21 protein-coding genes are annotated in these 23489 nt (G+C 63.7%); 6 read left to right on the top strand and 15 right to left on the bottom strand.

All coding sequences use genetic code 11. The features are described from left to right. The first annotated feature begins 61 nt into the window (after positions 1 to 61). Positions 62 to 1369 carry a CitMHS family transporter gene (locus FN835_RS13235; protein WP_142663702.1) on the top strand — a complete coding sequence of 436 codons (1308 nt, stop codon included), beginning with the start codon at positions 62 to 64 and terminating at the stop codon, positions 1367 to 1369. Positions 1370 to 1405: 36 nt separating this feature from the next. Here the strand turns inward: FN835_RS13235 and FN835_RS13230 are convergent, their stop codons facing one another. Then, on the bottom strand, positions 1406 to 1894 hold the full coding sequence (locus FN835_RS13230; RefSeq protein WP_142663701.1) for a CYTH domain-containing protein: 489 nt from the start codon (positions 1892 to 1894) through the stop codon (positions 1406 to 1408). Positions 1895 to 2236: 342 nt separating this feature from the next. On the opposite strand from FN835_RS13230, the gene FN835_RS13225 reads away from it, so the two are divergent. Beyond that, positions 2237 to 3115 carry a helix-turn-helix domain-containing protein gene (locus tag FN835_RS13225; protein WP_246098736.1) on the top strand — a complete coding sequence of 293 codons (879 nt, stop codon included), beginning with the start codon at positions 2237 to 2239 and terminating at the stop codon, positions 3113 to 3115. A 38-nt stretch (positions 3116 to 3153) separates the two neighbouring features. Here FN835_RS13225 and FN835_RS13220 read toward each other — a convergent pair whose 3' ends face one another. Then, positions 3154 to 5244, bottom strand: a complete 2091-nt coding sequence (locus FN835_RS13220) for a TonB-dependent siderophore receptor (RefSeq protein WP_142663699.1) — start codon at positions 5242 to 5244, stop codon at positions 3154 to 3156. Positions 5245 to 5579: 335 nt separating this feature from the next. Between FN835_RS13220 and FN835_RS13215 the strand changes: the two genes are divergently transcribed. Genes FN835_RS13215 through FN835_RS13200 form a run of 4 tightly spaced genes read left to right on the top strand, consistent with a single transcriptional unit; the run spans position 5580 to position 9427 of the window. After that, on the top strand, positions 5580 to 6578 hold the full coding sequence (locus tag FN835_RS13215) for an iron-siderophore ABC transporter substrate-binding protein (RefSeq protein WP_142663698.1): 999 nt from the start codon (positions 5580 to 5582) through the stop codon (positions 6576 to 6578). Continuing rightward, positions 6568 to 7590 carry a FecCD family ABC transporter permease gene (locus FN835_RS13210; protein ID WP_142663697.1) on the top strand — a complete coding sequence of 341 codons (1023 nt, stop codon included), beginning with the start codon at positions 6568 to 6570 and terminating at the stop codon, positions 7588 to 7590. Before FN835_RS13215 ends, FN835_RS13210 begins: the two co-directional genes overlap by 11 nt. Before the next feature lie 2 nt (positions 7591 to 7592). Continuing rightward, complete coding sequence (locus tag FN835_RS13205; RefSeq protein WP_221930424.1) at positions 7593 to 8615, top strand: FecCD family ABC transporter permease; 1023 nt, start codon at positions 7593 to 7595, stop codon at positions 8613 to 8615. A gap of 5 nt (positions 8616 to 8620) precedes the next feature. Next, complete coding sequence (locus tag FN835_RS13200) at positions 8621 to 9427, top strand: ABC transporter ATP-binding protein (RefSeq protein WP_142663695.1); 807 nt, start codon at positions 8621 to 8623, stop codon at positions 9425 to 9427. A gap of 228 nt (positions 9428 to 9655) precedes the next feature. On the opposite strand, the gene FN835_RS13195 is transcribed toward FN835_RS13200, so the two are convergent. The 13 genes from FN835_RS13195 to FN835_RS13135 form a co-directional block, all read right to left on the bottom strand. Next, positions 9656 to 10564 (bottom strand): 2-hydroxyacid dehydrogenase, encoded by a 909-nt coding sequence (locus FN835_RS13195; protein WP_142663694.1) that lies wholly within the window; start codon positions 10562 to 10564, stop codon positions 9656 to 9658. Beyond that, positions 10564 to 11937, bottom strand: a complete 1374-nt coding sequence (locus FN835_RS13190; RefSeq protein WP_142663693.1) for an aminotransferase class III-fold pyridoxal phosphate-dependent enzyme — start codon at positions 11935 to 11937, stop codon at positions 10564 to 10566. The genes FN835_RS13195 and FN835_RS13190 overlap by 1 nt, the downstream gene beginning before the upstream one ends. Before the next feature lie 18 nt (positions 11938 to 11955). Next, positions 11956 to 12768 (bottom strand): GNAT family N-acetyltransferase, encoded by an 813-nt coding sequence (locus FN835_RS13185; protein WP_246098735.1) that lies wholly within the window; start codon positions 12766 to 12768, stop codon positions 11956 to 11958. Between the two features lie 63 nt (positions 12769 to 12831). Continuing rightward, complete coding sequence (locus FN835_RS13180) at positions 12832 to 14277, bottom strand: NAD-dependent succinate-semialdehyde dehydrogenase (protein WP_142663754.1); 1446 nt, start codon at positions 14275 to 14277, stop codon at positions 12832 to 12834. A gap of 8 nt (positions 14278 to 14285) precedes the next feature. After that, positions 14286 to 15320, bottom strand: coding sequence for a tartrate dehydrogenase (locus FN835_RS13175; RefSeq protein ID WP_142663692.1), 1035 nt, complete (start codon positions 15318 to 15320; stop codon positions 14286 to 14288). 58 nt (positions 15321 to 15378) lie between these two features. After that, a complete protein-coding gene (locus FN835_RS13170; protein WP_142663691.1) occupies positions 15379 to 15735 on the bottom strand; it encodes a cupin domain-containing protein in 357 nt (118 codons plus the stop codon). Positions 15736 to 15786: 51 nt separating this feature from the next. Continuing rightward, positions 15787 to 17439, bottom strand: a complete 1653-nt coding sequence (locus tag FN835_RS13165; RefSeq protein ID WP_142663690.1) for a GMC family oxidoreductase — start codon at positions 17437 to 17439, stop codon at positions 15787 to 15789. Then, positions 17439 to 18221, bottom strand: a complete 783-nt coding sequence (locus tag FN835_RS13160) for an ABC transporter permease (RefSeq protein WP_185958671.1) — start codon at positions 18219 to 18221, stop codon at positions 17439 to 17441. Before FN835_RS13160 ends, FN835_RS13165 begins: the two co-directional genes overlap by 1 nt. A gap of 3 nt (positions 18222 to 18224) precedes the next feature. Next, complete coding sequence (locus FN835_RS13155; protein WP_142663689.1) at positions 18225 to 19085, bottom strand: ABC transporter permease; 861 nt, start codon at positions 19083 to 19085, stop codon at positions 18225 to 18227. A gap of 56 nt (positions 19086 to 19141) precedes the next feature. After that, positions 19142 to 20179, bottom strand: a complete 1038-nt coding sequence (locus FN835_RS13150) for an ABC transporter substrate-binding protein (RefSeq protein WP_142663688.1) — start codon at positions 20177 to 20179, stop codon at positions 19142 to 19144. Positions 20180 to 20215: 36 nt separating this feature from the next. Next, positions 20216 to 21517: an NAD(P)/FAD-dependent oxidoreductase gene (locus tag FN835_RS13145; protein WP_142663687.1), complete on the bottom strand. Its 1302-nt coding sequence runs from the start codon at positions 21515 to 21517 to the stop codon at positions 20216 to 20218. A 1-nt stretch (position 21518) separates the two neighbouring features. Next, on the bottom strand, positions 21519 to 22247 hold the full coding sequence (locus FN835_RS13140) for an HAD-IA family hydrolase (protein ID WP_142663686.1): 729 nt from the start codon (positions 22245 to 22247) through the stop codon (positions 21519 to 21521). Positions 22248 to 22288: 41 nt separating this feature from the next. Continuing rightward, complete coding sequence (locus FN835_RS13135) at positions 22289 to 23377, bottom strand: ABC transporter ATP-binding protein (RefSeq protein ID WP_142663685.1); 1089 nt, start codon at positions 23375 to 23377, stop codon at positions 22289 to 22291. Positions 23378 to 23489 lie beyond the last annotated feature (112 nt).

Here is a 23489-nt window from a genome sequence, read left to right as displayed (position 1 = left end):
TTGCCGCCCCTTGACGACCCCAGACACCTTTGGCCCAGCCACAGGTGAACAAGGAGACTTCATGCTTACATTCCTTGCCTATGCCATGATCTTTGTTTTCATGGCTGCGATCATGACAGGTCGCGTCTCGGCGCTGATCGGGCTGATCCTGATCCCGATCATCTTTGCGGTGCTGGCCGGTTTTGGACCCGAAGTGCCCGATCTTATCATGGACGGGCTGCGCAAGATCGCTCCCACGGCGGTGCTGCTGCTGTTCGCGATTTTGTATTTCGGGCTGATGATCGATGTGGGCCTGTTCGACCCGCTGGTGCGCTTTGTCGTGCGGACCTGTCATGGCGATCCGCTGCGGGTCATCGTCGGCACCTGTGCATTGTCGATGGTCATCTCGCTGGATGGTGATGGCTCAACCACCTATCTGCTGGTCGTGACGGCGATGATGCCGCTGCACCTGAAGCTGGGGATCAACCCGTTGATCCTGCCCGCCGTGACGGTCATGCCCAACGCGATCATCAACATCGCACCTTGGGGCGGGCCGACGGCACGCGTCATGTCGTCGCTGCATACCGATGTCGGCCAGACCTTCGTTCCGCTGCTGCCCGCCATGGTGATGTCCTGCGCCGCCGCCCTGGCCATCGCCGCCTATTTCGGGATGAAGGAACGCCGCCGCCTTGGCACTCTGGATTACGCATCCGTCAGCGAGGCCGAGCTTGAGCGTCAGGTGAACGAGGCCACGCGCGCCGTCGTGATCCGTCCGGGCTGGCTGCAGGCGTTCAACGTCGCCCTGACGAGTGCAATGATGATCCTGCTGGTCATGGATGTGGTGCCGCTGGCACTGGTCTTCATGGTGGGCTTTGGCATCGCGATGCTGGTCAACTTCCCGGATGTCAACGACCAGCGGGACAGGATCGCGTCCCATGCAGGCTCGGTTCTGGCCGTGGTCGCCGTGGTGTTTGGCGCAGGCGCCTTCACCGGCATCATGATGGGCACCGGAATGACGGATGCGCTGGCCAAAAGCGTCGTTGCGCTGATCCCGGACAGTGCGGGCAGCTATATCCCGCTGATCACCGCAGTGCTGTCGGCTCCCTTCACGTTCTTCCTGTCGAATGATGCCTTCTACTTTGGCGTCGTCCCGGTTCTGGCCGAGGCGGCCGCCCATTACGGCATCCCGCCCGAGGTCATCGCCCGTGCATCGCTGATCGGCCAGCCGGTCCACATGCTAAGCCCGCTGGTGCCTGCGGCCTATGTGTTGACGGGGCTTGCCAAGGTCGAATTCGGCGCCCACCAGCGTTTCACGCTGAAATGGTCGTCGCTGCTGGTCTGCGTCATGCTGTTTGGTGCCGTGCTGTTCGGGGCTGTGCCGCTGGGCTAGGATCAAAGCAGGGGGCGGCACCGTCGCCCCCACTGCCTATTCGCCCGCGTTAGTTGCAAGCTTTCTGTGCGCGAATGCCTTGACCAGATTGGTCTGGCGGTATTTCTGCTTGCCCGTCACCTCGGGGCCAAGCCAAGGAGGCCGCGAGAATTTCGCATCTTCCGAAGGCAGCTCGATTTCGGCAAGCATGACACCCGAAAGCAGGCCGTGATATTCGTCGATGGTCCAGTCGAACCCTTCGAAAATCAGGTGATAGCGGGTCTTTTCCAAGACCTCGCGGTCGCAATGATCCTCCAGCAGGACCAGCCCGTCACATGACGGAATATCGTATTCGAATTCGTCCCGGCTGATCCCGTTGCGCCTGCCCTTGACGGTCAGCGTGGCACGGTCGTCATAAAAGCGGATGCGAACTTTCCTGCCGTCTGAAAAAGCAAGCAGTCCATCGCGCAATTTGACATGGCGCTGAACCTTGTTTCGCCAAAGTTCGTTGGCGACAAGGAACTTTCGTTCGATCTCTTTTGGCATAACTTCATCGTCTGGCTACGCAGGTGTTTATTACGCCTTAGCGGCCATTTGCCAAGTCCGCGTGGTGTTTATCGCAGGTATCCGAACAGAATCTTTCAAAACAAGACGGCAATGCAATCACTGGTTGCCGGACCGGGATGCGCCGGACGCGGCGGTCGCGGCAGGATTGCCACGCGCGCGCAGGCATCTGGTCTGGGCTTGTTGCACAGCGGGGGTAAATCGCCCAGTATTCGTGACCGTGGATCGCTCCCCAGTGTCGGCAGGCTTTGCCGGACAGGTATGCTGTCCTTCCTTACAATTCAGGGGAGGCAAGGGCTTCTGGCAATGGGCTATCGGCATTCCATGACCTGTTACACCGAGGGTATCCGTGCCGCGCTGCCGAAATGGCGCGGGCTTGACGGGATGATGAGCGTGTTCTGGGACGCGCAGGGGAATCCGGGGGCACGGGCCTATTATCTGTCCCCAGATCCGCGCATCGTCATATTCTTCAACGACGTTTCAGCGCATATCCGCATGTCGGACCAACCCGACAGTTTCGGGCGGGCCTGCCGCCCGATGACGCGGGCGGTCTATGTGCCTGCGGGTGCGCCGCTTTGGACCAGTTTCACGGCGGCGCACAGCTTTTCGCATCTGGATCTGCACCTGCATCACGATCGTGCGCTACGCTTTCTGTCGCACTCGCTGGGGCGTTCGGCGGCGCTTGCCGCCCTGCGCTGTCCGGTCGAAATTCAGGACACAGACAACCTTCAGACTTTGGCCCGGCTGCTGGTCGATGAAATTGCGCAGCCCTCGCGCCACGGGGTCTATGCTGAAAGCCTTGTCGGCAGCATTATTGCGGGTCTGCTGGACATCCCAGCCGAGGATCGGGAAACTGTCCCGGCAATGGGCGGGCTGACGCAGGCGCAGATGAACAGGCTGCTTGCCCGTATGGGCGCCAGTTCCGATCATCGGCTAAGCGTGGCGGAAATGGCATCCGCAGTGGGCCTGTCGGAAAGCTGGTTTGCCAATGTGTTCAAGAAAACCACCGGCAAGACACCGCTGCAATGGCAGATGGGCCAGCGGATCGAACTGGCGCAGAAGCTGCTTCTTGAGGGGGAGCTGGCCCTGTCCGATGTGGCCGCGCGGCTGGGCTTTTCGGATCAGGCGCATCTGACGCGCGCCTTTCGCCAGATGACGGGCAATACGCCTGCCGCATGGCGCCGAACGCGCCTGCTGCGTTAGGACGCCCCACCCGCTACAGGCGGATGGGGCTGGTGGTGTCACCAGGTGCGGCGCAGCGTCAGCCCGATTTCGCGACCCGGATTATACGTAATCGCGCCCGATGCCGCCTGTTCGTGCTTTTCGTCGAACAGGTTCGAGACGTTCAGCGTCATCGACGTATCCTTGGTCACGTCATAGCTGTAAGCCGCGTCGAAGATAATCGCTGCGGGATATTTCTTGGCATTGTCGTCGCCGCCATAGGACGTGCCGGTATAGCGTGCGCCAAGGCCGAAATTCATATCGCCGCGCGTGCCGTTTCCGGCCAGCGTGTAATCCACCCAGACCGAGGCCGAATGCAGCGGCACAAGTGCCAGCTGATTACCTTGATTGGCCGACAAGCGATCGGTAATCTCGGTGTCGGTATAGGCATAGGATGCGGTCAGGTTCAGCACCGGGCTAAGTTCGGCGCGGGCTTCCAGTTCCAGGCCACGTGCGCGGATTTCGCCGATCGTGCGTTGGACGGGCGGGTTCGTCGTTGCATCCGTCCGGGTGATGTTGGTCTTTTTCAGATCATAGACCGCAGCGGTGAACAGCGCGTTCATGCCAGCCGGACGGTATTTCACGCCCAGCTCATACTGTTCGCCTTCCTCCGGCTCGACCGTCAGACCTGCGGGCAGGACCGATTCAGAATAGCTGAAATAGGTCGAGATTTCGGGCGTGACCTTATAGGTCAGACCGAAACGTCCGGTGGTCTTGTTGAATTCGCCATCCGTGCCATTGCGCGTCAGGTCCATCCAATCGTTGCGCAGACCAATGGTCGCGATAAAGCGGTCGTCGAATGTCAGTTCCTGCTGGACGTAAAGCGAGGTGATCTGATCGTCGTTATCCTGCGTCGAAATCGGGTCCAGAGTGTCAAGATCGATACCGCCCGAATAGATCGGACCCGATCCCACCGGAAGACCTTGCGCGGGCGCCCACCACGTTTTGGATGACGAGGTTTCGTCGCGATACTGCACCCCGCCAAGCGTCCGGCTGCGGATCTGGCCTAAGTCGCGTTCATATTGCAGGTTCGCATCTGCCAGCAGCGAATGGGACGACCCTGCCGAGGCGAAGTAATAACGGTCGATCAGGTCGGTCGCCGGGCTGTCGCCCACATAGACATAGCCGAAGCCGCGATCTTCGTCACTGTAACGCAGGTTCGCATTCAGTTTCAGCCCGCCGCCGAAATCGTGGTCGAACAGGACGCTGACCGAATTGCGTTCATTGTCCACATAGTTAAAGTCCGGCTCACCAAAGAACACGTCGCGATCGTAATCCGTGTCTTGGGGATAGCCCGAGCCGCTGGAGCCGTCGCGCTTCATGTGCTCCACGACAAGGCTAAGGCTGGTTGCGTCGCTGGGCCGCCATGTCAGGCCGCCCATGACCAGCGTTGCGTCGTCCTTGCTGTAATCCAGCTCCTTGTCGGATTTCTGCACGCGGGCCGTCAGGCGATAGGACAGGGTGGAATCGCTGGTAAGGTTGTCGCCGAAATCGACACCGACCTCGGCATGATTGAACGATCCGACCGTGGCATAGACCTCGCCAAAGCGCATGGTGCGCGGCAGCTTGGTGACGTAGTTGACCATGCCGCCGGGTTCGGACGGGCCGGAAATCGTCGAGTTGCCGCCCTTGACGATCTCGACCCGCTCATAGGCAAATGTATCCTCGCGGATGCCGCCAAACGCCTTTTGCATGGGCAGGCCGTCGCGGAACACCGAGGCGTCAAAGCCGCGGACCTTGTAATAGTCGAAACGGTCATCGCCGCCATAGAAGTCCGAGACGACACCGGCGCTGTAGCGCAGCACTTCCTCGGCCGTGCTGGCGCCGCGCATCTGAATGTCCTTGGAGGTAATGACTGAAACCGATGCGGGCAGGTCCAGAATGTCGGTGGGCATCTTGCTGCCTGCCGTGGTCGTGGTCGCAACGATGGAATTCGCGTCGTCATCGCCCGCAACGGTTTCGATCACGACCTGATCCAGCACAACCGGTTGTGCCTGTTGCGCGATAGCTGCGGCTGGGATCAGCGCAATTGCGGTGCAACCCAGCAATGCTGCCTTAGCGAAATTGGTCCCCGTCGTCCCGGCGCGGCGGGCGGATTGTTTTTTGGGCATGGTTCAAGTTCCACAATGTTCATCTTTTGACAGGGGCTGGCTGGCGGCGTTAATGCGAAACGCAAAGTCCATTGGCGTGCCCGATGATGGCGAACCCATCTGCGCTGCCCGCCCGACAGCCCCGATTTGGGTGCGGGCGACGATGGCGGCGCAAATGGTCCGGTATCATTCCCGCGCCTCGTAGCCCTTCAACGATGTGCTGTCTTGAAGAATCCAAGGTTTTTTGTCGGAATCTGCGGAAATCGACAGTTTTAGGTGGTTTTTATCCAAGCGCAGGTTGACGCACGCACTCGAAACTGGAAAGCCCGGCACAAATCCGTCATGGGAGCCTTCAGATGCCCATTCGTCACGCCGCGAAACTAGCGGCCTTGTGCCTGCCCTTGATGCTTGCCGCGCCGGTATGGGCGGATGATGCGACTACCTATCCGGTGACGATCAAGCACGCGCTTGGCACGACCGTTCTGACGCAGAAACCTGAGCGGGTGGCGACTGTCGCCTGGGCCAATCACGAAGTTCCGCTGGCTTTGGGTATCGTCCCGGTCGGCATGGCCGCTGCGAATTTCGGCGATGACGATGGCGATGGTATGCTGCCTTGGGTGTCGGAAAAACTGGCCGAACTGGGCGGCGACAAGCCCGTTCTGTTCGACGAAGGCGACGGCATCGACTTCGAAGCGGTGGCCGCGACCCGTCCCGATGTTATCCTTGCCGCATATTCCGGACTGACGCAGGCTGATTACGACACGCTTAGCCAGATTGCCCCGGTCATCGCCTATCCCGACAGCGCATGGGCGACCGACTGGCGCGACACGATCCGCATGAACAGCGCGGGCCTTGGTATGGCGGCCGAGGGCGATGCCCTGATCACCCGGATCGAAGGCGAGATCGAGGCCAGCGTCGCCAAGCACCCCGAGCTGCGCGGCAAATCCGCCATGTTCATCACGCATCTGGATACGACCGACCTTAGCCGGGTGAATTTCTACACGGCCAACGATACGCGGGTGAAATTCTTTGCCGATCTGGGTCTTACCTCGCCCAAAAGCGTGGTTCAGGCGACGCAACCCGGTCAATTCTCGGGCGGGATCAGCGCCGAGCGGATCGATGCGTTCGACGACGTGGATGTCGTCGTGACCTATGGCAGCAAGGCGCTGTTCGACGCGCTCAAGGCCGATCCGCTGATGGCGCATATGCCTGCGGTCGCGAATGATGGTCTGGTCATGCTGGGCAGCGATCCGGTGGGCACGGCCTCGAACCCGACACCGCTTTCGATTTCATGGGTGCTGGACGATTACGTCGATCTGCTGGCCAAGGCTGCGCGCAAGTCCGATGGCAACTGACGCGGCGCTGGTTTTGCGGTCCAGCCGCAGCCGGGTCTTCTGGCTGGCGCTGGTTCTGGCTGTGCTGGTCGCCTTGTGCGCAGGGTCCGTCGCAATCGGCACACGATCGGTTTCGTGGTCCGAGATCTGGGCGGCGCTGGCGGGCCGGGTCGATACGGTGGGGCAAGCGGCGGTTGCAGCGCGTATCCCGCGCACGCTGATGGCCTTGCTGGCTGGGGCTGCGCTGGGGCTGTCGGGCGCGATCATGCAGGGCATCACCCGCAATCCGCTGGCCGATCCGGGCATTCTTGGCGTGAACATGGGCGCATCGCTGGCGATTGCCGTGGGTGTGGCGTGGTTCGGCATTACCACCGCCAACGCCTATATCTGGGTCGCGATCCTTGGGGCGGGGTTCACTGCGGTCTTTGTGTACGTGATCGGCTCGCTGGGGCGCGGTGGGGCCACGCCGCTGAAGCTGGCGCTGGCGGGGGTCGCCACCTCGGTCGCGTTCGCATCGCTGGTAATCGCTGTGGTGCTGACACGGGGCGACATCGCGGGCGGCATCCGCCAATGGCAGGTCGGCGGTGTGGGCGGCGCCACATTCGCCCGACTGTCGGTGGTGCTGCCATTCCTTGTGGCGGGGTTCCTGATCAGCATGGCAACGGCCCGCAAGCTGAATTCGCTGGCCCTGGGCGATGAATTGGCGGCGGGCCTGGGCGAGCGTGTGGCACTGGCCCGCGCCATGGCCGCATTGGGAGCGATCCTACTATGCGGAGCGACCACGGCGATCTGCGGTCCCATCGGCTTTGTCGGGCTGATCGTGCCGCATCTGTGCCGCCTGCTCTTCGGGGTCGATCACCGCTGGCTGTTGCCGTTTTCGGCGCTGGTGGGCGCGGCGCTGCTGACCTGCGCCGATATTGCGGGCCGCCTGATCGCGCGGCCGAATGAACTGGACGTTGGCATCGTCACCGCCTTTATCGGCGCGCCGTTCTTTATCTGGATCGTCCGCCGTCAGAAGGTCCGCGAATTATGAGCATGGCCTCGGTCGATATCGTTGCCGCCGGCCGTATCCGCCGCGTCCGCAGGCGCGCGCGGGTCGTGCTGGCCTTGCTGGCGCTGCTGGTTACGGGATTTGCGCTGACATTGATGCTGGGCCAGTCGTTCACACCGCCGGGCGACGTGATCCGCGTGCTGATGGGTCACGATGTGCCGGGCGCGACATTCACCGTGGGCCAGTTGCGGCTGCCGCGTGCGGTGCTGGCCGTGCTGGCGGGGCTAAGCTTTGGCCTTGGCGGTGCGGCGTTCCAGATCATGCTGCGCAACCCGCTGGCCAGCCCCGACATCATCGGTATCAGTTCGGGTGCAAGTGCGGCTGCGGTCTTTGCCATCGTGGTCTTGCGGCTGGACGGCGCTGCGGTGTCGATCTTTGCCGTCGCAGCGGGCCTGGGGGTTGCGCTGACGATCTATGGCCTGTCGTGGCGCAACGGCGTGGCAGGCGCGCGGCTGATCCTTGTGGGCATCGGGGTTTCGGCCATGCTGGACAGCTTCATCTCATACGTTCTGGTCCGCGCCCCCGCCTGGGACTTGCAAGAGGCGATGCGCTGGCTGACCGGAAGCGTCAACGGCGCGCGGCTGGGGCAGTCTTTGCCGATCCTGATCTCATTGCTGATCTTTGGTGGGCTGCTCATGAGCCGCTCGCGCGATTTGCAGGCGCTGCGGCTGGGCGATGACAGCGCCGCTGCCCTTGGAACGCATGTGACCCGCACGCGCGTCATGGTCATCATCGCGGCCGTCGGGCTGATCGCGGTTGCAACCGCGGTGACCGGACCGATCGCTTTCGTGGCCTTTCTGTCGGCCCCGATTGCCGCGCGGATCTTTGGCAGCGAAGGCTCACTGCTGATCCCTGCGGCGCTGGTCGGCGCAGTGCTGGTTCTGGCGGGCGATTACGTCGGGCAGTTCCTGCTGCCCAGCCGCTACCCAGTCGGCGTCGTCACCGGGGCACTTGGCGCGCCCTATCTGATTTTCCTGATCGTGCGCGCCCATCGCAGCGGAGCCTGAACGTCATGACCAAACATTCCCTGTCCGCCCATCAGCTGTCTGCGGGCTATGCCGATACGATCATTCTCGAAGGGCTGGATTTTCAGGTTCCGCCCGGTCAGATCACCGTCATCGTGGGCGCGAACGCCTGCGGCAAATCGACCCTGCTGCGCACCATGTCGCGCCTGCTGCCACCGCGCCACGGGCAGGTGCTGCTGGACGGCAAGTCTATCCACCGCACCGCGCCTCGGCAGTTGGCGCAGGTGCTGGGCTTGCTGCCCCAGTCGCCCATCGCCCCGGAAGGCATCACCGTCGCCGATCTGGTCAGCCGCGGGCGGCATCCGCATCATGGCATGATCTCACGCTGGGGTCGCAAGGATGACGAAGCGGTGGCGCAGGCGCTTGAGGCGACAAATATCGTGGAACTGGCCGAGCGTCCGGTGGACGAATTGTCCGGTGGCCAGCGTCAGCGGGTCTGGATCGCCATGGCTTTGGCGCAGCAGACGCAGGTGCTGCTGCTGGACGAGCCGACGACGTTTCTGGACATCAGTCATCAGGTCGAGGTGCTGGATCTGCTGATCGATCTGAACCAACAGCGCGGCACGACCATCGTGATGGTGCTGCACGACCTGAACCTTGCCGCACGCTACGCCGATCATCTTGTCGCGATGGCGGGCGGACGCATCTTTGCATCTGGCCCCCCCGCGGATGTGTTGACCGAGGCGAATGTGCGCCACGTCTTTGGCCTTGAAAGCCGGGTTATTGCCGATCCGACCTCGGGACGGCCGATCATGTTGCCCTTGGGGCGGCATCGCATGGCGAAGACGGGCTGAGCAAGGGCATCTGAAACAGATGCATGGCGACCCTCCAATCGTGAATGCACAATCTTCTGGTTCATGCTTGCCCGAAAGCTGCTTTCGGGGAACCGTCAAGCGGGCCGATATGACATAGATTAGCTATGTCAGTGTTACAGTGCATGGGGTTTTGCCAGCCCCGCTGCGGGCCAATGAACTGTCGGAAATTCTTCAAGCCGCGCAATGGCCCCAGCAGACGGGACGGTTTCAGTAGCCCTTCAGGCGATCGGTCAGGCCGGGAATCTCTGCCCCTGTCAGACACGCCGTCACGCCTGCGACGACATGAGCCGCGCCGGTATGGTCGTCAGTCCGCGATGCGATATGCGGTGTTACGATCACACCCGGATGATGCCAGACTGGGGCGTCCGGCGGCAAAGGTTCCGGGTTCGTCACGTCAAGCATGGCTGCGGCCAGATGCCCGCTGTCCAGCGCGGCGATCAGGTCATCCGTCACCAGTTGCGCGCCCCGCCCGACATGGACCAACCTTGCGCCTTGCGGCAGGGCGGCGAACAGTCGCGCATCCAGAATGCCGCGCGTCTGGTCGGTCAACGGCATCAGACAGATCAGGATATCGGTCTGCGCCAAAAAGGCTTGCAGGTCGGTGAAGCAATCCACCCCCGAGATCTGCCGGGCCGAGCGGTTGTATCCCGACAGCCGGAACCCCAGCGGGCGCAGCGCCTCCAGCACGGCCTGGCCCAACTGGCCCAGACCCATCACGCCGACGCGGCGCTGGCTGGCGGGCACGTTGCGCGATTCCTGCCACTCGCCACGCGCCTGCCGTGCCAGATAGACCGGCAGGTCGCGATGCAGGGCAAGGGTCGCCATGACGACATATTCGCACATCTGCTGGCCGATATGCGCGTCCAGCATCCGCACGATGCCGACCTGCGGCGGGATCGTGGTCAGATCGAACTGATCCACACCGGCACCCGTCGAAAAGATCAGCTCAAGATTGGGATAAAGGCTCAGGTCGGGCGCGGTCCAGCTGACGATCCAGCGCACGGCAGCCGGGTCCGGCGCCTGACCGACATGGAATTCCACATCGGGCAGGGCCTTGGCGAAGGCCGCGCGGAAAATCTCGCCCCGCGCGGCATCGGATAGAAACAGGACCGCCATCAGGCCATCGCCGCGCGCACATCGGGATCGGCCAGCGTCTGATCCAGCGACAGGCGGGTGCGTTCGACGATGGCGTCGATCTCGGCCTCGGTGCAGCACAGGGGGGGCGCGTAGCCGATGACCCCTTGGGCAAAGGCGCGCACGACAAGGCCATTGTCCCATGCGCGGTCAAAGACACGAACGGCAGGCGCGGCGGCGGCGGGCAGCGGCGTCTTTTTGTCCTTGTCCACCACCATCTCGATCGCGGCCAGCATACCGCGGCCGCGCACATCGCCGACCAGCGGGTGATCTTGCAGCGATTGCAGGCCGGCCATCAGGCGCTGTCCCATCCTGACGCCATTGTCGAACAGCCCGCCTTCGTAAAGGTCCAGCACGGCCAGACCCACGGCGGCGCTGACCGGATGGGCGGAATAGGTATAGCCGTGGCCCACCGCCGCCGCCCCCGCGCCATCCGCGATGGTGTTATAGACCCCATCCGACAGGAACACCGCGCCCATCGGCACATAGCCCGAAGTCAGGCCCTTGGCCGTGGTCATCATGTCTGGCACGATGCCTTCCTCGATACTGGCAAAGACCGGGCCGGTGCGGCCAAAGCCAGTGATGACCTCATCCGCGACGAACAGGATGTCGTGTTCCTTGCAGACCGCGTGCATCGCCGAGACCCAGCCCTTGGGCGGCACGATCACGCCACCCGAGCCCTGGATCGGCTCAATATAGAACGCTGCCACGCGGTCGGGGCCGATTTCTTCGATCTTGGCGCGCAGTTCCGCGACCGAGGCGTCGATGATCGCCTGCGGGTCCGTTCCCACCGGATTGCGATAGGCATAGTGCGACGAAATCTTGTGCTGCCAGTCCAAGGGCATTCCGAAGCCCGCATGAAAGACCGGAAGCGCCGTCAGACCCGCGCCCACGGTCGATGACCCGTGATAGCCATTCGCGACCGAGATGAACTGATCGCGCTGCGCCATCCCGCGCGAATGCCAGTAATAGCGCGCGAAACGCACTGTGCTGTCCACCGCGTCCGAACCGCCCAACGTGAAATAGACATGGTTCAGGTCGCCCGGCGCATGTTCGGCCAGGCGCGCCGCCAGACGTGCGGCGGGTTCCGATCCAAGGCTGAAATACCCGGTCGCATAGGGCAATTCGCGCAGTTGTTTGGTCGCCGCCTCGATCACCGATTCATGGCCATAACCCGCATTCACGCACCAAAGCCCCGCGAAACCGTCCAGAAGCTGATGGCCTTGCGCATCCGTCACCGTCGCGCCCTTGGCGGAAACCAGCATCCGCGCCCCGGTCTTTTCATGGCCGCGCCACGAGGCGACGGGATGGACAAGATGCGCGCGGTCCAGTTCGATCAGCGAATTACTTAGCATGTTTGCTCCTGTTCGGTCTTAGCCAAGGGCCTGCGCGGCCAGCGCGAAGCGGGTATGGGTGCCGGGCTTTGCCGGCGTGCCGGTCTGCATGGCGACGGGGCGATCCACCACGCGCAGTCCGATCTGTGCAAGCCAAGGGCCAAGTCCGCAATCCTCGGTGGTGTCGATGCGGATGAAACTGCCAGCCCGTCCGCCAAAAAGAAAGGCGATCAGTTCCTGCGCCGTGGCCAGATCGTCAGCGATGACCGGGCCGATGACCTCACCAAGACCAAAGGCGCGAATGGCGGCGTAGCCTTTGCCCGGCTTCAAGGCGATCCGCCCCGGTTGCGCCAAGGCGTCCAGCAGGCTGCGACGATCCGCGCCAAGTGCATCGGCGTCCATCTGCGCAATGGCGGCGATGTCGGCGTCAGTCGCCCAGCGGATCCCCAAAGGCGCGGGCAGGTCCGGCGCTGTGCCCTGATGCTGTTGGACAGGGCCGCAGGCGGCAAAGCCCAACTTTTCGTAAAGCGGCAGCCCCGAAGGGGTCGCGACCAGCCGCCATTCCCGAGGCCGGATCAGTGCCATGGCCTGTCCGATGATCTGACGACCGAAGCCGCAGCCGCGCATCCGCTGATCCACGATGATCATATTGACCATCCCGACATTGCCAAAGGGCGTGACCAGCGCGGTCGCCATGACCAGCGCCTGCTTCAGCGCCACGACGCCTTGGCTGATCCCAAGCACCAACTCCCAATCCTCGCGCCTGTGCGGCCAGCCGGCCGCGCGCGACAATTGCAGGGCGCCGTCCAGATGTTCCGGGCCCATGGGCTGAAAGATGGGGGCTTGGGTCAACTGCGCCTCGTCTTGCGGTATTCGTCATCGCGTCCGGCCTGCGGCGGGGAATGCTGACCAGCCTTATAACCCCATGTGAAAGGCTTTGACCTCAAGGTATTCGTCGATGCCCTGCCGCGCGCCTTCGCGACCCAGCCCCGATTGCTTGACGCCGCCAAAAGGCGACACGGTGGTGGAAATCGCGCCGGTGTTCAGGCCGACCATGCCGAATTCCAAGGCCTCGCCCACGCGCCAGGCGCGGCGGATGTCCTCGGTATAGAAATAGGCGGCAAGGCCAAAGGGGGTGGCGTTGGCGATGGCTATGGCCTGTTCTTCGGTGTCAAAGCGGAACAGGGGGGCGACGGGGCCAAAGGTTTCCTCGGCAGCCAGCTCCATATCCGTGGTGGCACCGGTCAGGACGGTCGGCGCGGCGTATTGGCCCGCAGGCACCGGCGCCTGCGCGGCGATGGTCGCGCCTTTGGCCACGGCATCGGCGATGTGGCGTTCGATCTTGTCGATGGCGGCGCGGTTTATCATCGGGCCGATATCCACCCCCGCATCGGTGCCGGGGCCGACCTTCATCGCGCGGACACGGGCCGACAGCTTTTCGGCGAAGGCGTCATGCACGCCCGCCTGCACCAGAATGCGGTTCGAACACACGCAGGTCTGGCCACCATTGCGGAATTTCGACGCAATCGCGCCTTCGACCGTGCGGTCCAGATCGGCATCGTCGAAGACGATGAAGGGCGCATTGCCGCCCAGTTCCAGCGACAGCCGCTTCACCGAGGGCGCGGATTGCGCCATCAGCAGCGACCCCACGCGGGTCGAGCCGGTGAAGCTGACCTTGCGCACCGTGGGGTTGGCGGTCAACTCCGCGCCGATTTCGGCAGGCATTCCGGTGACGATGTTGATGACGCCCGAGGGGATCCCGGCACGCTCGGCCAGCACCCCCAGCGCCAGCGCGGAAAACGGCGTGAAGTCCGAGGGCTTGATGACCACGGTACAGCCCGCCGCCAGTGCGGGGCCGACCTTGCGGGTGATCATCGCGTTCGGGAAATTCCACGGCGTGATGATCGCCGACACGCCCACCGGTTCCTTCAGCGTCAGGATGCGGCGGTCGCCGGTCGGCGCGGGGATGACGCTGCCGTCAAGGCGCAGGGCCTCGGCCGCGAACCATTTGACGAAGCTGGCACCATAGGCGATTTCGCCCTTGGCCTCGGCCAGCGGCTTGCCCTGTTCCATGGTCAGGATCAGCGCCAGATCGTCGGAATGCGCCAGCATCAGGTCGTGCCAGCGCTCCAGCAGGGCGGCGCGTTCGGCATGGGGGCGCTTGCGCCACATCTGAAAGGCGGCATCGGCGGTGTCGATCGCGGCGCGGGTCTGGGCCGCGCTGATGTCGGGAACGCTGCCGATGACCGCGCCGGTGGCGGGGTTCGTCACATCGACCGTCGCGCCATTGTCGGCGGCAACCCATTGGCCACCGATCAGCGCCGCTTGGCGCAGCAGATCGGGATCGGAAAGCGTGGCCATATCTTTCATCATGCCTCCAAAGCGGACAGGATCGCCGCCGTGATCTGATCGGTGGTATCCTGCCCCGGCACGGTGCCGATGCCCTTGGCGGTGGTGGCCTCGACCGCGGCCATGATGCGGGCGGCGGCGGGGCCTTCGCCCAGATGTTCCAGCATCATCACCAGCGACCAGATCGCGGCGATGGGGTTGGCGATGCCCAGATGCGCAATGTCGGGGGCCGAGCCGTGGACGGGTTCGAACATCGACGGACCCTTGCGCGTCGGGTCGATATTGGCCGAGGCCGCGAAGCCAAGCCCGCCCTGAATCGCCGCGCCCAGATCGGTCAGAATGTCGCCGAACAGGTTTGAGGCCACGACCACATCAAGGCTTTCGGGCGCCATGACCATGCGGGCTGCGATGGCATCGACGTGGTAATGGCTGACCTCGACCTGCGGGAATTCGGCGGCCAGATCGCGCGTCACCTCGTCCCAGAACACCATCGAATATTTCTGGGCGTTGGATTTCGTGACCGAGGCCAGCTTCTTGCGCCGCCCCATCGCCTGTTCGAACCCGAAGCGCAGGATGCGTTCGACCCCCGCGCGGGTAAAGATCGCGGTTTCGACCGCCACCTCGTCGCCCGTGCCCTGATGGACGCGGCCGCCGGCGCCGGAATATTCGCCCTCGGTGTTTTCGCGGATGCACAGGATGTCGAAGCCGTCCTTGCGCAGCGGGCCCTGGACGCCGGGCAGCAGGCGGTGCGGGCGGATATTGGTATATTGCACGAAGGCCTTGCGGATCGGCAGCAGCAGCCCGTGCAGCGATACCGCATCGGGCACTTTGGCAGGCCACCCGACCGCGCCAAGGAAAATCGCATCAAAGCCGCGCAGGGTGTCGATGCCGTCTTCGGGCATCATGCGTCCGGTTTCCAGATACGTCTCGCAGGACCACGCGAAGGTCTGGGTCTGCAACAGTCCCGGCGCGGCTTTGTGGGCCACGGCCATCGCGGCGTCGGTCACGGATACGCCGATCCCGTCGCCGGGGATCAGGGCTATGCGATGGGGCATCTTTTCCTCACAATTCGATCAGAACGGATTAGGTATGGCGGCAATTGCGTCCGCAAGCTCAACCGACGATCACGTAGATTTTGCGGACCGTCTCGATGGTTTTCCAGACACCGACGAAGCCGGGCTTCATCACGAAGCTGTCGCCCGCGCGAAAGGTCAACGCATCGGACCCGTCCGCCGGGATCAGTTGGACCACGCCCTGAATGATATGGCAAAACTCGAACGTCTCGCCTTTGACGGAACGGGTTTCGCCCGGCGTGGCCTGCCAGACCCCGGTTCTGATGCGGCCATCGCGGGCGGTATCCATTTCCCAGGTCGCGAATTCCGGCGAGCCGCTGATCAGCCGTTCGGCATCGGGGACGCTGTGAACGGGGGCAAAGGTGGGGTTGGTGTCGATCGGGACGATCTTGGTCATGTTATCCTCGGTCTTGGTATGCGCTGGGTCCGCGTGATGGAACGGCGCGGGTCATGGCAGGCTGGCGCGTGCCTTCAGCATGTCCGCGATGCGTTCGGCCAGCATGATGGTGGGGATGTTGGTGTTCGCGCAGGGGATCGATGGCATGAGCGAGGCATCGACGACATGCAGGCCCGCAATGCCGTGAACCGCGCCATCCGGCCCGGTGACGGCCGCTGGGTCACCGGCGCCGCCCATGCGGCATGTTCCCGAGCAGTGCCACGTGCCGCCGACATTCGCGCGCACGAAGCTTTCCAGCGCGGCGTCGTCGGCCAGCAAGCTGCGCAGCGTGACGCCCTGCGTGATCAGCGCATGGATCAGCCCGGCCCGCAGCGGACCTGCACCATCCAGCAAGGCCGACAGCGCGCCCCGCTGCAGCGCGTTCCACCGACCCGGCGCTGCCACGCGGGCGACCCGCGGTGTGTAGCTGGTCGGGAAAACCGTCTTATGCCCGGACAATGCCTGCGCGCCGATGCGGATCGCGTCCTTCAGGCGTTGCAGGTCGCGTGGGTCGGACAGCATGTTGAAATCCACCAGCGGCTCGGCCTGCGGATCGGCCGAGCTTAGCCGAAGCTGGCCGCGCGAAAACGACTTGTTGACCCAGAAGAAGATCGAACCGATCCGCTGCCCGACCGAATGCCACCCCGAGCGTGACAGGATCGCTCCGTGCATGTCACCCGTTCCCGCAAGACCGGACGAATAGCGCCAGACGCCCTGTTCGTGATGTTCGCCGTCGTCGCGCACGCGCAATGCCGGTGGCAGCCAAGCGCCGATCGCGATGGACGGGTGTTCCATCAGGTTGCGGCCCACCGGCAGGTCTGCTGCGGGCGAAATGCCAAGGGCTTGCAGATCGGCAGCGGGGCCGATGCCCGCACGCAGCAGCATCGCGGGGCTGTGGATTGCCCCCATCGACAGGATGGTGCGCGTGGCATGGATTTGCAGCGGACCCGAGAGCGCGGTGATTTCCGCCCCGATCACCCGACGCCCGTCCAACAGCAGGCGGCGGGCGGGGTGGTCGCACAGGATGCGCAGGTTGGGCCGCGCCCGGACCTGAGGCGTCAGCCAGACCAGCGACGTGGGTTGGCGCGTGCCATTGTCCGACTGGCCGACCGCGCCGCGAAATGTGCCGTCCTGCCAAGGGCCGTTCTGATCGGGGCGCGTCGGATGCCCCTGCCTGTCCAGCGTCCGCATGACACCCGCAACAAAGGGCGACAGTGCCGCATCGTCGGGTCTGCGTATTTTCAGCGGGCCGCTGTCGCCATGCATGGGGCCGGTGAAATCGCGATCCGCCTCAAGCTTGCGGAAATAGGGCAGGACGGCGTTCCAGTCCCAGCCATCCGCCCCCAGCGCCGCCCATTCGTCGTAATCCGCAGGTGCGCCACGGTTCGACATCAGCGCGTTGATGGCCGACCCGCCGCCCAGGATCCGCGCTTGTTCGTAGCGCCGCTGCGCCCCGGCATAGCGGGCCGACAGGCCCTGCCAGATATTGCGCGGGTCCAGATAGGCACGACCGGGATAGCGGGACGCAATCTCGGGCGGGGTGTCGGGCAGGATGTCGCGCCCGGCCTCGACCAGCGTGACGGTCAGCCGCGGGTCTTCGGACAGGCGCGCGGCCAGCACGCAACCGGCCGAGCCGCCGCCAAGGATCAGCACATCCGTCCGCATCAGCGCGACTTGCGCGAATTCAGCGCCATCAGGATCACCATCAGGAAGGAAATCGCCGTCAGCATGGTGGAAATCGCCGCGATGGTCGGGTCGATCTCATCGCGCAGGGCGGTGAACATGCGTTTGGTCAGGGTCTGGTTGTCGCCGCCGGATATGAAGATCGCCACAACGGTTTCATCCAGCGCCGAGATAAACGCGAACAGCGTCCCGGTGATGACCGAAGGCCGGATCTGCGGCAGCACCACGGTAAAGAATGCCCGCCAGCGGTTCATGCCCAGACTGCGCGCCACCATTTCCTGCGTCGGGTCGAACTTGCGCAGGCCGACCAGCACCGAGGTGATGACATAGGGCATCCCCAGCATCACGTTCGCAAGGATCAGCCCGGTCATCGTCGCGATCAGGCTCACCTGCGCATAGATCAGGAAAATGCCGACAGCGGTGATGACAATGGGTACGACCAAGGGCAGCAGCAGCACGACCTGCAAGTTGCGGACCCAGCGCGACTGGCTCATGTTCAGGGCATAGGCTGCCGCCGTGCCGATCACCGTGGCGATCAGCGAACTGCTGACCGCGATGATCAGGCTGGTGCGGGTGGCGGCCATCCATGCCGGATCGCCCAGATAGCTTTCATACCAGCGCAGGGACCAGCCGGGCGGCGGGAAGGCCAGAAAGCGGGCGCTGGAAAACGACATCGGCACGATGATGACGACCGGGATGATCAGCCACAGCAGCGCGATGACGACGAATATGCGCAGCGCGAGGGATGAGGGGGTCAGTTGCATGGCTTACTTGGTCCCCATAATGCGTTCGAAGGGGATGATCATGCTGGCCAGCCGGAAGATCGCGAAGACCATGACCAGCAGCACGACCGAGATGGACGAGGCCGCGCCCCATTCGTTGTAGATCTCGATATTGCGGGACACGAGCATCGAGACAAGGAAGGTCCGCCCGCCGCCCAGCAATTCGGGCGTGATGTAAAAGCCCAGCGTCAGCACGAAGACCAGCACCGATCCCGCGATCACGCCGGGCATCGACAGGGGCAGGAACACGCTGCGAAACACCAGCCCGCCGCCGCCGCCAAGGCTTGCGCCCGCCATCTCCAGCTCGGCCGGGATTTTCTTCATCGTGGCGTAAAGCGGCAGCACCATGAAGGGCAGCAGGATATGCAGCGTCGCCATGACCGTGCCGAATTCATTGTTCACAAGGATCAGCGGCTGGTCGATCACACCCGCCTTGGTCAGCGCCGTGTTCACGATGCCCCGCCGTTGCAGCAGGATCAGCCACGCATAGGCGCGCACCAGAACGCTGGTCCAGAACGGCAGCAGCACCAGCCCCAGAATGATCGGCGGCCAGATGCCCTGCGATTTCGCGGCGACATAGGCGATGGGATAGCCGATCAGGATCGCAGCGATGGTCACAAGGAACGCGATGCGGAACGTCTGCACGAAGGACGACAGATAGACGGTATCGGTGAAGAACCGCGCGTAATGCGCCAGCGTGAAGCCCTCGGGGCCGCGAAAGGATTGCCAGCCCATCCAGACCAGCGGGGTAATCAGCAGCAGACCCACGACGATCAGTGCGGGGGCAAGCAGCAAAAGGATCATCCGGCGTTCGCGCCGTTCCTCGGGGGTGGATGCGTTCGACATGCTTCGTTCCGGTTCGGTCGGGAAGGGGGCGGCGTGCAAACGCCGCCCCGTGGCGCTTATTGCTGGACGAAGGCGGCCCAACGTTCCAGGGCCTTGTCGCCTTCCGGGCTGCTCCACCATTCGGCCGAGTTCAGCACCTGTTTCGCGGCATTGTCGGGCGAGTTGGGCATTTCCGCCGCGCGTTCGGCGCTGATCTTGCCGGTGTCATAGGCGGCGGGGTTGCCGGGGCCGTAATCGATGTATTCAGGGAAATTCGCCTGAATTTCCGGCGACATCGCGGCGTCGATGAATTTCATCGCCGTGTCGCGGTTCGGCGCACCCTTCAGCACGCAAAGCGAGGTATATTGCAGAATGCCCTGATTATAGGTGAAATCGACTGCGGCACCTTCGGCTTTCACCGCAGAAACACGACCGTTCCACGCCATGGTCATGTCCACCTCACCATCCGCCAGAAGCTGCGCCGACTGCGCGCCCGAGGTCCACCAGACGTTGATATGGGGCTTGATCTCCTCAAGCTTCTTGAAGGCGCGGTCCACATCCATCGGATACATGTCGGCGGGGGCAACGCCATCGGCCATCAGCGCGGCCTCCAGCGTGGCAAGGGGGTGGTTGCGCAGGGCGCGGGTGCCGGGGAATTTCTCGACATCCCAGAAATCGGCCCAGCTTTGGGGCGGGTTGTCGCCATAGGCATCGGCATTATAGGCCAGCACGCTGGAATAGAATTCGTATGCCACCGACCAGTCGTTGCGCAGTTCCGCAGGCATGGCTGCGACGACGGGCATATTGGCGATGTCCAGCTTTTCGATCATGCCCTGTTCGCCGCCGCGGATGCAGTCCTTGGTGGGGGTGTCGATCACGTCCCAGATCGGCTTGCCGGTCGCGGTCTGGGTGCGCAGCACGGGCCATGCGTCGGGGCTGCTGTCCTGTTTGACGGTGATCCCGGTCTTTTCGGTGACGGGATCAAGGATCGCCTTGGTCTGCGCTTCCTGATAGGCGCCGCCTTGCGACACAAAGGTGATTTCGGCAGCCAGCGCCGGGCCTGCAAGGCACAGTGCCAGCGCGGTCAGGGCGGTCGTCTTGAACTTGATATTCATGGTCTTACCTTCCCGTTGTGTTATGTTTTTTCGGTCTTATTTGCCGATCGCGTCAAGGAACTGATACCAGCCGGCGACCAGTCGGACGCCCACCTCGCGGATCGGGTAGAAGGGGACTTGCGGCAAGGGCAGCTGACCCATCAGCGCGGCCTGAGACGTGCCGCCAAGCGCCAGTTCGGCGACATGCGGGCCGATCCAGTTGGACAGCGCGACACCGGTGCCGTTATAGCCCATCGCATAGACCATGCGGTCGTCCAGCCGCCCAAGATGCGGCAGGCTGTCCATGGTCATCGCGACAAGGCCCGACCAGCGATGCGTCACCGCCAGCCCCTGCAATTGCGGGAACTGCCTGAACATGGCGCGTTCCAGTGCGGCAAAGGCGGCCGGGCTGTCATCCTTGCCAAAGGCGCCCCGGCCGCCATAAAGCAGCCGGTCGCCGGATTTGCGGAACCAGCGCATCATGCGCCGGGTCTCGGTATAGCTGCGACCTTGTGCCAGCAGCGCCTCGCCCGCCGTGCCGGTCAGCGGCTGCGTCGCGATCATGGCCGAGCGGAAGGGCACCACCCGGCGTTCCACCGGACGGGTCGCCGGGGTCAGGCTGGCATAGGCATCGGTCGCCATCACCACCTGCCGCGCGTTGACCGTGCCGCCGGGGGTGTGCAGGCGAACGCCGCTGTCCGTGCGTTCGATCGCGGTGACCGGGCTGGTGTCGAAGATGCGGATGCCATCGCGGCGCATCCCCGCCACCAGACCCCGATGCAGCTTCAAGGGATGCACAATGCCGCCGTGGCGGTTCAGCATCCCGCCGCAGAAATCATGTGATCCGGTTTCTGCCGCCATTTCCTCGGGCGACAGGATCGACACTGCATCATCGCCCAGCGTGCCGCGCAGCCAGTCGCATTCGGCGCGCAGGCTCTCCAGTGCCTGCGCGCGATGGGCGCAGCGCAAGGATCCCGAGGCGCGGTAATCCGCATCAATGCCATAGGCGTTCAGAAGCGTGCCGATATTCTCGGTCGCCTCGACCCCGATGTCATGCATCCGCCGGGCGGTGTCGATGTCCCAGCGCCGTGCCATCTCGGCAAAGCCCAGCCGGAACTTGCCCGAGACCACGCCGCCATTGCGCCCCGATGCGCCCCAACCCAGTCGGTTCGCCTCAAGCACCACGGCATCGACCCCGCGCGCGGCCAGCGCCCGCGCGGTCGACAGCCCGGTATAGCCCCCGCCGATGATTGCAATATCCGTCTGCATGTCGCCCGCCAACGGTTGCGGGGTGGGTGCGGGTGGCGCGGTGTCTTGCCACAGCGACTGAATATCGGGCAGCGGGGGCAGGGTGGTCATCTCAGGCTGCCGCGCCCAGACGCTTTTCGGCCAGTTCGGCATCTACTGCGTCGGCCAGTTCCTTCAGCGTGGTGAAGTGGTAATCCGGCGTCGTCACCACCTTCGGAATGGGCGAGGCGCCGAAGCCTTCCTGACCCGCGCGGCGCTGAATCCAGCAGGTGGTATAGCCGAGTTCACGTGCCACGCCGATGTCGTGGTGCTGGCTTTGCGCGACATGCAGGATTTCCGACTGCTTGTAGCCAAAAGCCGACTGACGCCCCTTGTTGAAGGCAAAGAATTCCGGCGCGGGCTTGGCATAGCCGGTCTCATCGCAGGTCACGGCGTCGTGGAAGGGACGGCCCAGCGTGTGCTCATAGGCGGTAAAGGCGGTGCGGTCGGCATTGGTCATCGCGACCAGCCGGAAATTCTGGCGCAGCCGGGCCAGTGCCTGAACCGAATCCGCGAATGCCGGCCAGCGCAGCACCGAAAGCTGGAAGGCGTTCGCGATGGCTTCCGAATTGTCAAAGCCGGTTTCCTCGGCGATAGACAGATAGACATCGCGGAACGCAAAGGACGAACGGCCATAGAACTTGTCACGCCCGCGCAGATAGGGCTCAAAGATCTCGTAATCGCTGGCGGCTTCGGCTTTCGGCCCGCCAAGGCTGCGGATTGCGTCCAGCACCCCTGTTTCGAAATCGATCAATGTGCCGACCACGTCAAAGGTCATCACCTTGAAATCGGTGAGTTTCATGTTCCCGTTCCTTTGTCAGATTTGGGTTTTTCGGTGGGGTTTCAGGCTGCCTTGGGCACGACGATCGTGTCTTCGGGATGCAGCGCAAGCGTGACCGGCTGGCCCTGTTCGGGCATCATCTGCCAGCCGGAATGGTTCGAGGGCAGGCGCAGGCTGACCGATTGCCCGCCATCCAGCGTGACGAAGATCCGCACGCTTTCGCCCTGATACAGGCAGCTTTCGACGCGGCCCGGCAGCAGGTTCGCCTCGGGCGCGGTCTGGGGGCCGGCAAAGGCCAGCTTTTCGGAATGCACCGTCAGGAACAGGTCGTTCCCGGCAGGCAGCGGATGGGCCGAACGCAGGGCCTGACCGTCCAGCGACAGACCTGCGCCGTTTCGCGTGACCGGCAGCAGCATCGCTTCGCCGATGAAGCTGGCGACAAAGCTGTCGCAGGGACGGTCGTGCAGTTCCTTGGGGCTGTCCACCTGCACCAGCCGCCCGTTCTTCATCACGGCGATGCGGTCGGACATCGTCAGCGCCTCGCGCTGGTCATGGGTGACATAGATGATCGTCGCGCCCAGTTTCGCGTGCAACTGCTTCAGTTCAAGCTGCATGGTTTCGCGCAACTGCTTGTCCAGCGCCGACAGCGGTTCGTCCATCAGGATCAGCCGCGGCTCGAAGATCATGGCGCGGGCCAGCGCGACGCGCTGACGCTGACCGCCCGACAGGGCCGAGATGGCGCGGTCGGCATAGCCTGTAAGCTCGACCATCTCCAGCGCCGCATTCAGCTTGGCGGGCCATTGATCCTTGGGCATCCGGCGGGCGCGCAGCGGAAAGGTGATGTTTTCGCCCACCGTCATGTGGGGAAACAGCGCATAGTTCTGGAACACGATGCCGATGTCGCGCTTGTGCGGCGGCATGTGGGTGATGTCTGTATCGCCCAGATGGATGCTGCCCGAGGTGGGCTGCACGAAGCCGCCCAAAAGCCCCAGCAGCGTCGTCTTGCCCGACCCGGACGGGCCAAGGATCGAAAGGAATTCGCCCGGCGCCACATCGATGCTGACATCGTCCAATGCGGAAAACGTGCCATAGCGTTTCACCGCGTTGCGGATGGTTACGCCAACCTTTTGCGGATGCAGGGACGTGGGCATTGGACTTCCTCTCTGGCGGTCGGGCAAGCCGGGAACTTGCGCAGGAATGTAAACACATCCTGCGCGCCTGATCCGGCAGCTTGCTGATCGCGAATTTCCCGTTGGTAATCAT

This window comes from Paracoccus laeviglucosivorans (assembly GCF_900182695.1).
Taxonomy (GTDB): domain Bacteria; phylum Pseudomonadota; class Alphaproteobacteria; order Rhodobacterales; family Rhodobacteraceae; genus Paracoccus; species Paracoccus laeviglucosivorans.
This window is presented reverse-complemented; position numbering and strand designations above follow the sequence as displayed.

Coding starts and splice junctions, on each gene's coding strand:
- FN835_RS13205 (WP_221930424.1), top strand. CDS start 7,593: ATGGCCTCGGTCGATATCGTTGCCGCCGGCCGTATCCGCCGCGTCCGC.
- FN835_RS13160 (WP_185958671.1), bottom strand. CDS start 18,221: ATGCAACTGACCCCCTCATCCCTCGCGCTGCGCATATTCGTCGTCATC.
- FN835_RS13175 (WP_142663692.1), bottom strand. CDS start 15,320: ATGCCCCATCGCATAGCCCTGATCCCCGGCGACGGGATCGGCGTATCC.
- FN835_RS13145 (WP_142663687.1), bottom strand. CDS start 21,517: ATGACCACCCTGCCCCCGCTGCCCGATATTCAGTCGCTGTGGCAAGAC.
- FN835_RS13210 (WP_142663697.1), top strand. CDS start 6,568: ATGGCAACTGACGCGGCGCTGGTTTTGCGGTCCAGCCGCAGCCGGGTC.
- FN835_RS13150 (WP_142663688.1), bottom strand. CDS start 20,179: ATGAATATCAAGTTCAAGACGACCGCCCTGACCGCGCTGGCACTGTGC.
- FN835_RS13140 (WP_142663686.1), bottom strand. CDS start 22,247: ATGAAACTCACCGATTTCAAGGTGATGACCTTTGACGTGGTCGGCACA.
- FN835_RS13190 (WP_142663693.1), bottom strand. CDS start 11,937: ATGCTAAGTAATTCGCTGATCGAACTGGACCGCGCGCATCTTGTCCAT.
- FN835_RS13235 (WP_142663702.1), top strand. CDS start 62: ATGCTTACATTCCTTGCCTATGCCATGATCTTTGTTTTCATGGCTGCG.
- FN835_RS13225 (WP_246098736.1), top strand. CDS start 2,237: ATGACCTGTTACACCGAGGGTATCCGTGCCGCGCTGCCGAAATGGCGC.
- FN835_RS13165 (WP_142663690.1), bottom strand. CDS start 17,439: ATGCGGACGGATGTGCTGATCCTTGGCGGCGGCTCGGCCGGTTGCGTG.
- FN835_RS13215 (WP_142663698.1), top strand. CDS start 5,580: ATGCCCATTCGTCACGCCGCGAAACTAGCGGCCTTGTGCCTGCCCTTG.
- FN835_RS13180 (WP_142663754.1), bottom strand. CDS start 14,277: ATGGCCACGCTTTCCGATCCCGATCTGCTGCGCCAAGCGGCGCTGATC.
- FN835_RS13230 (WP_142663701.1), bottom strand. CDS start 1,894: ATGCCAAAAGAGATCGAACGAAAGTTCCTTGTCGCCAACGAACTTTGG.
- FN835_RS13220 (WP_142663699.1), bottom strand. CDS start 5,244: ATGCCCAAAAAACAATCCGCCCGCCGCGCCGGGACGACGGGGACCAAT.
- FN835_RS13135 (WP_142663685.1), bottom strand. CDS start 23,377: ATGCCCACGTCCCTGCATCCGCAAAAGGTTGGCGTAACCATCCGCAAC.
- FN835_RS13155 (WP_142663689.1), bottom strand. CDS start 19,085: ATGTCGAACGCATCCACCCCCGAGGAACGGCGCGAACGCCGGATGATC.
- FN835_RS13170 (WP_142663691.1), bottom strand. CDS start 15,735: ATGACCAAGATCGTCCCGATCGACACCAACCCCACCTTTGCCCCCGTT.
- FN835_RS13195 (WP_142663694.1), bottom strand. CDS start 10,564: ATGGCGGTCCTGTTTCTATCCGATGCCGCGCGGGGCGAGATTTTCCGC.
- FN835_RS13200 (WP_142663695.1), top strand. CDS start 8,621: ATGACCAAACATTCCCTGTCCGCCCATCAGCTGTCTGCGGGCTATGCC.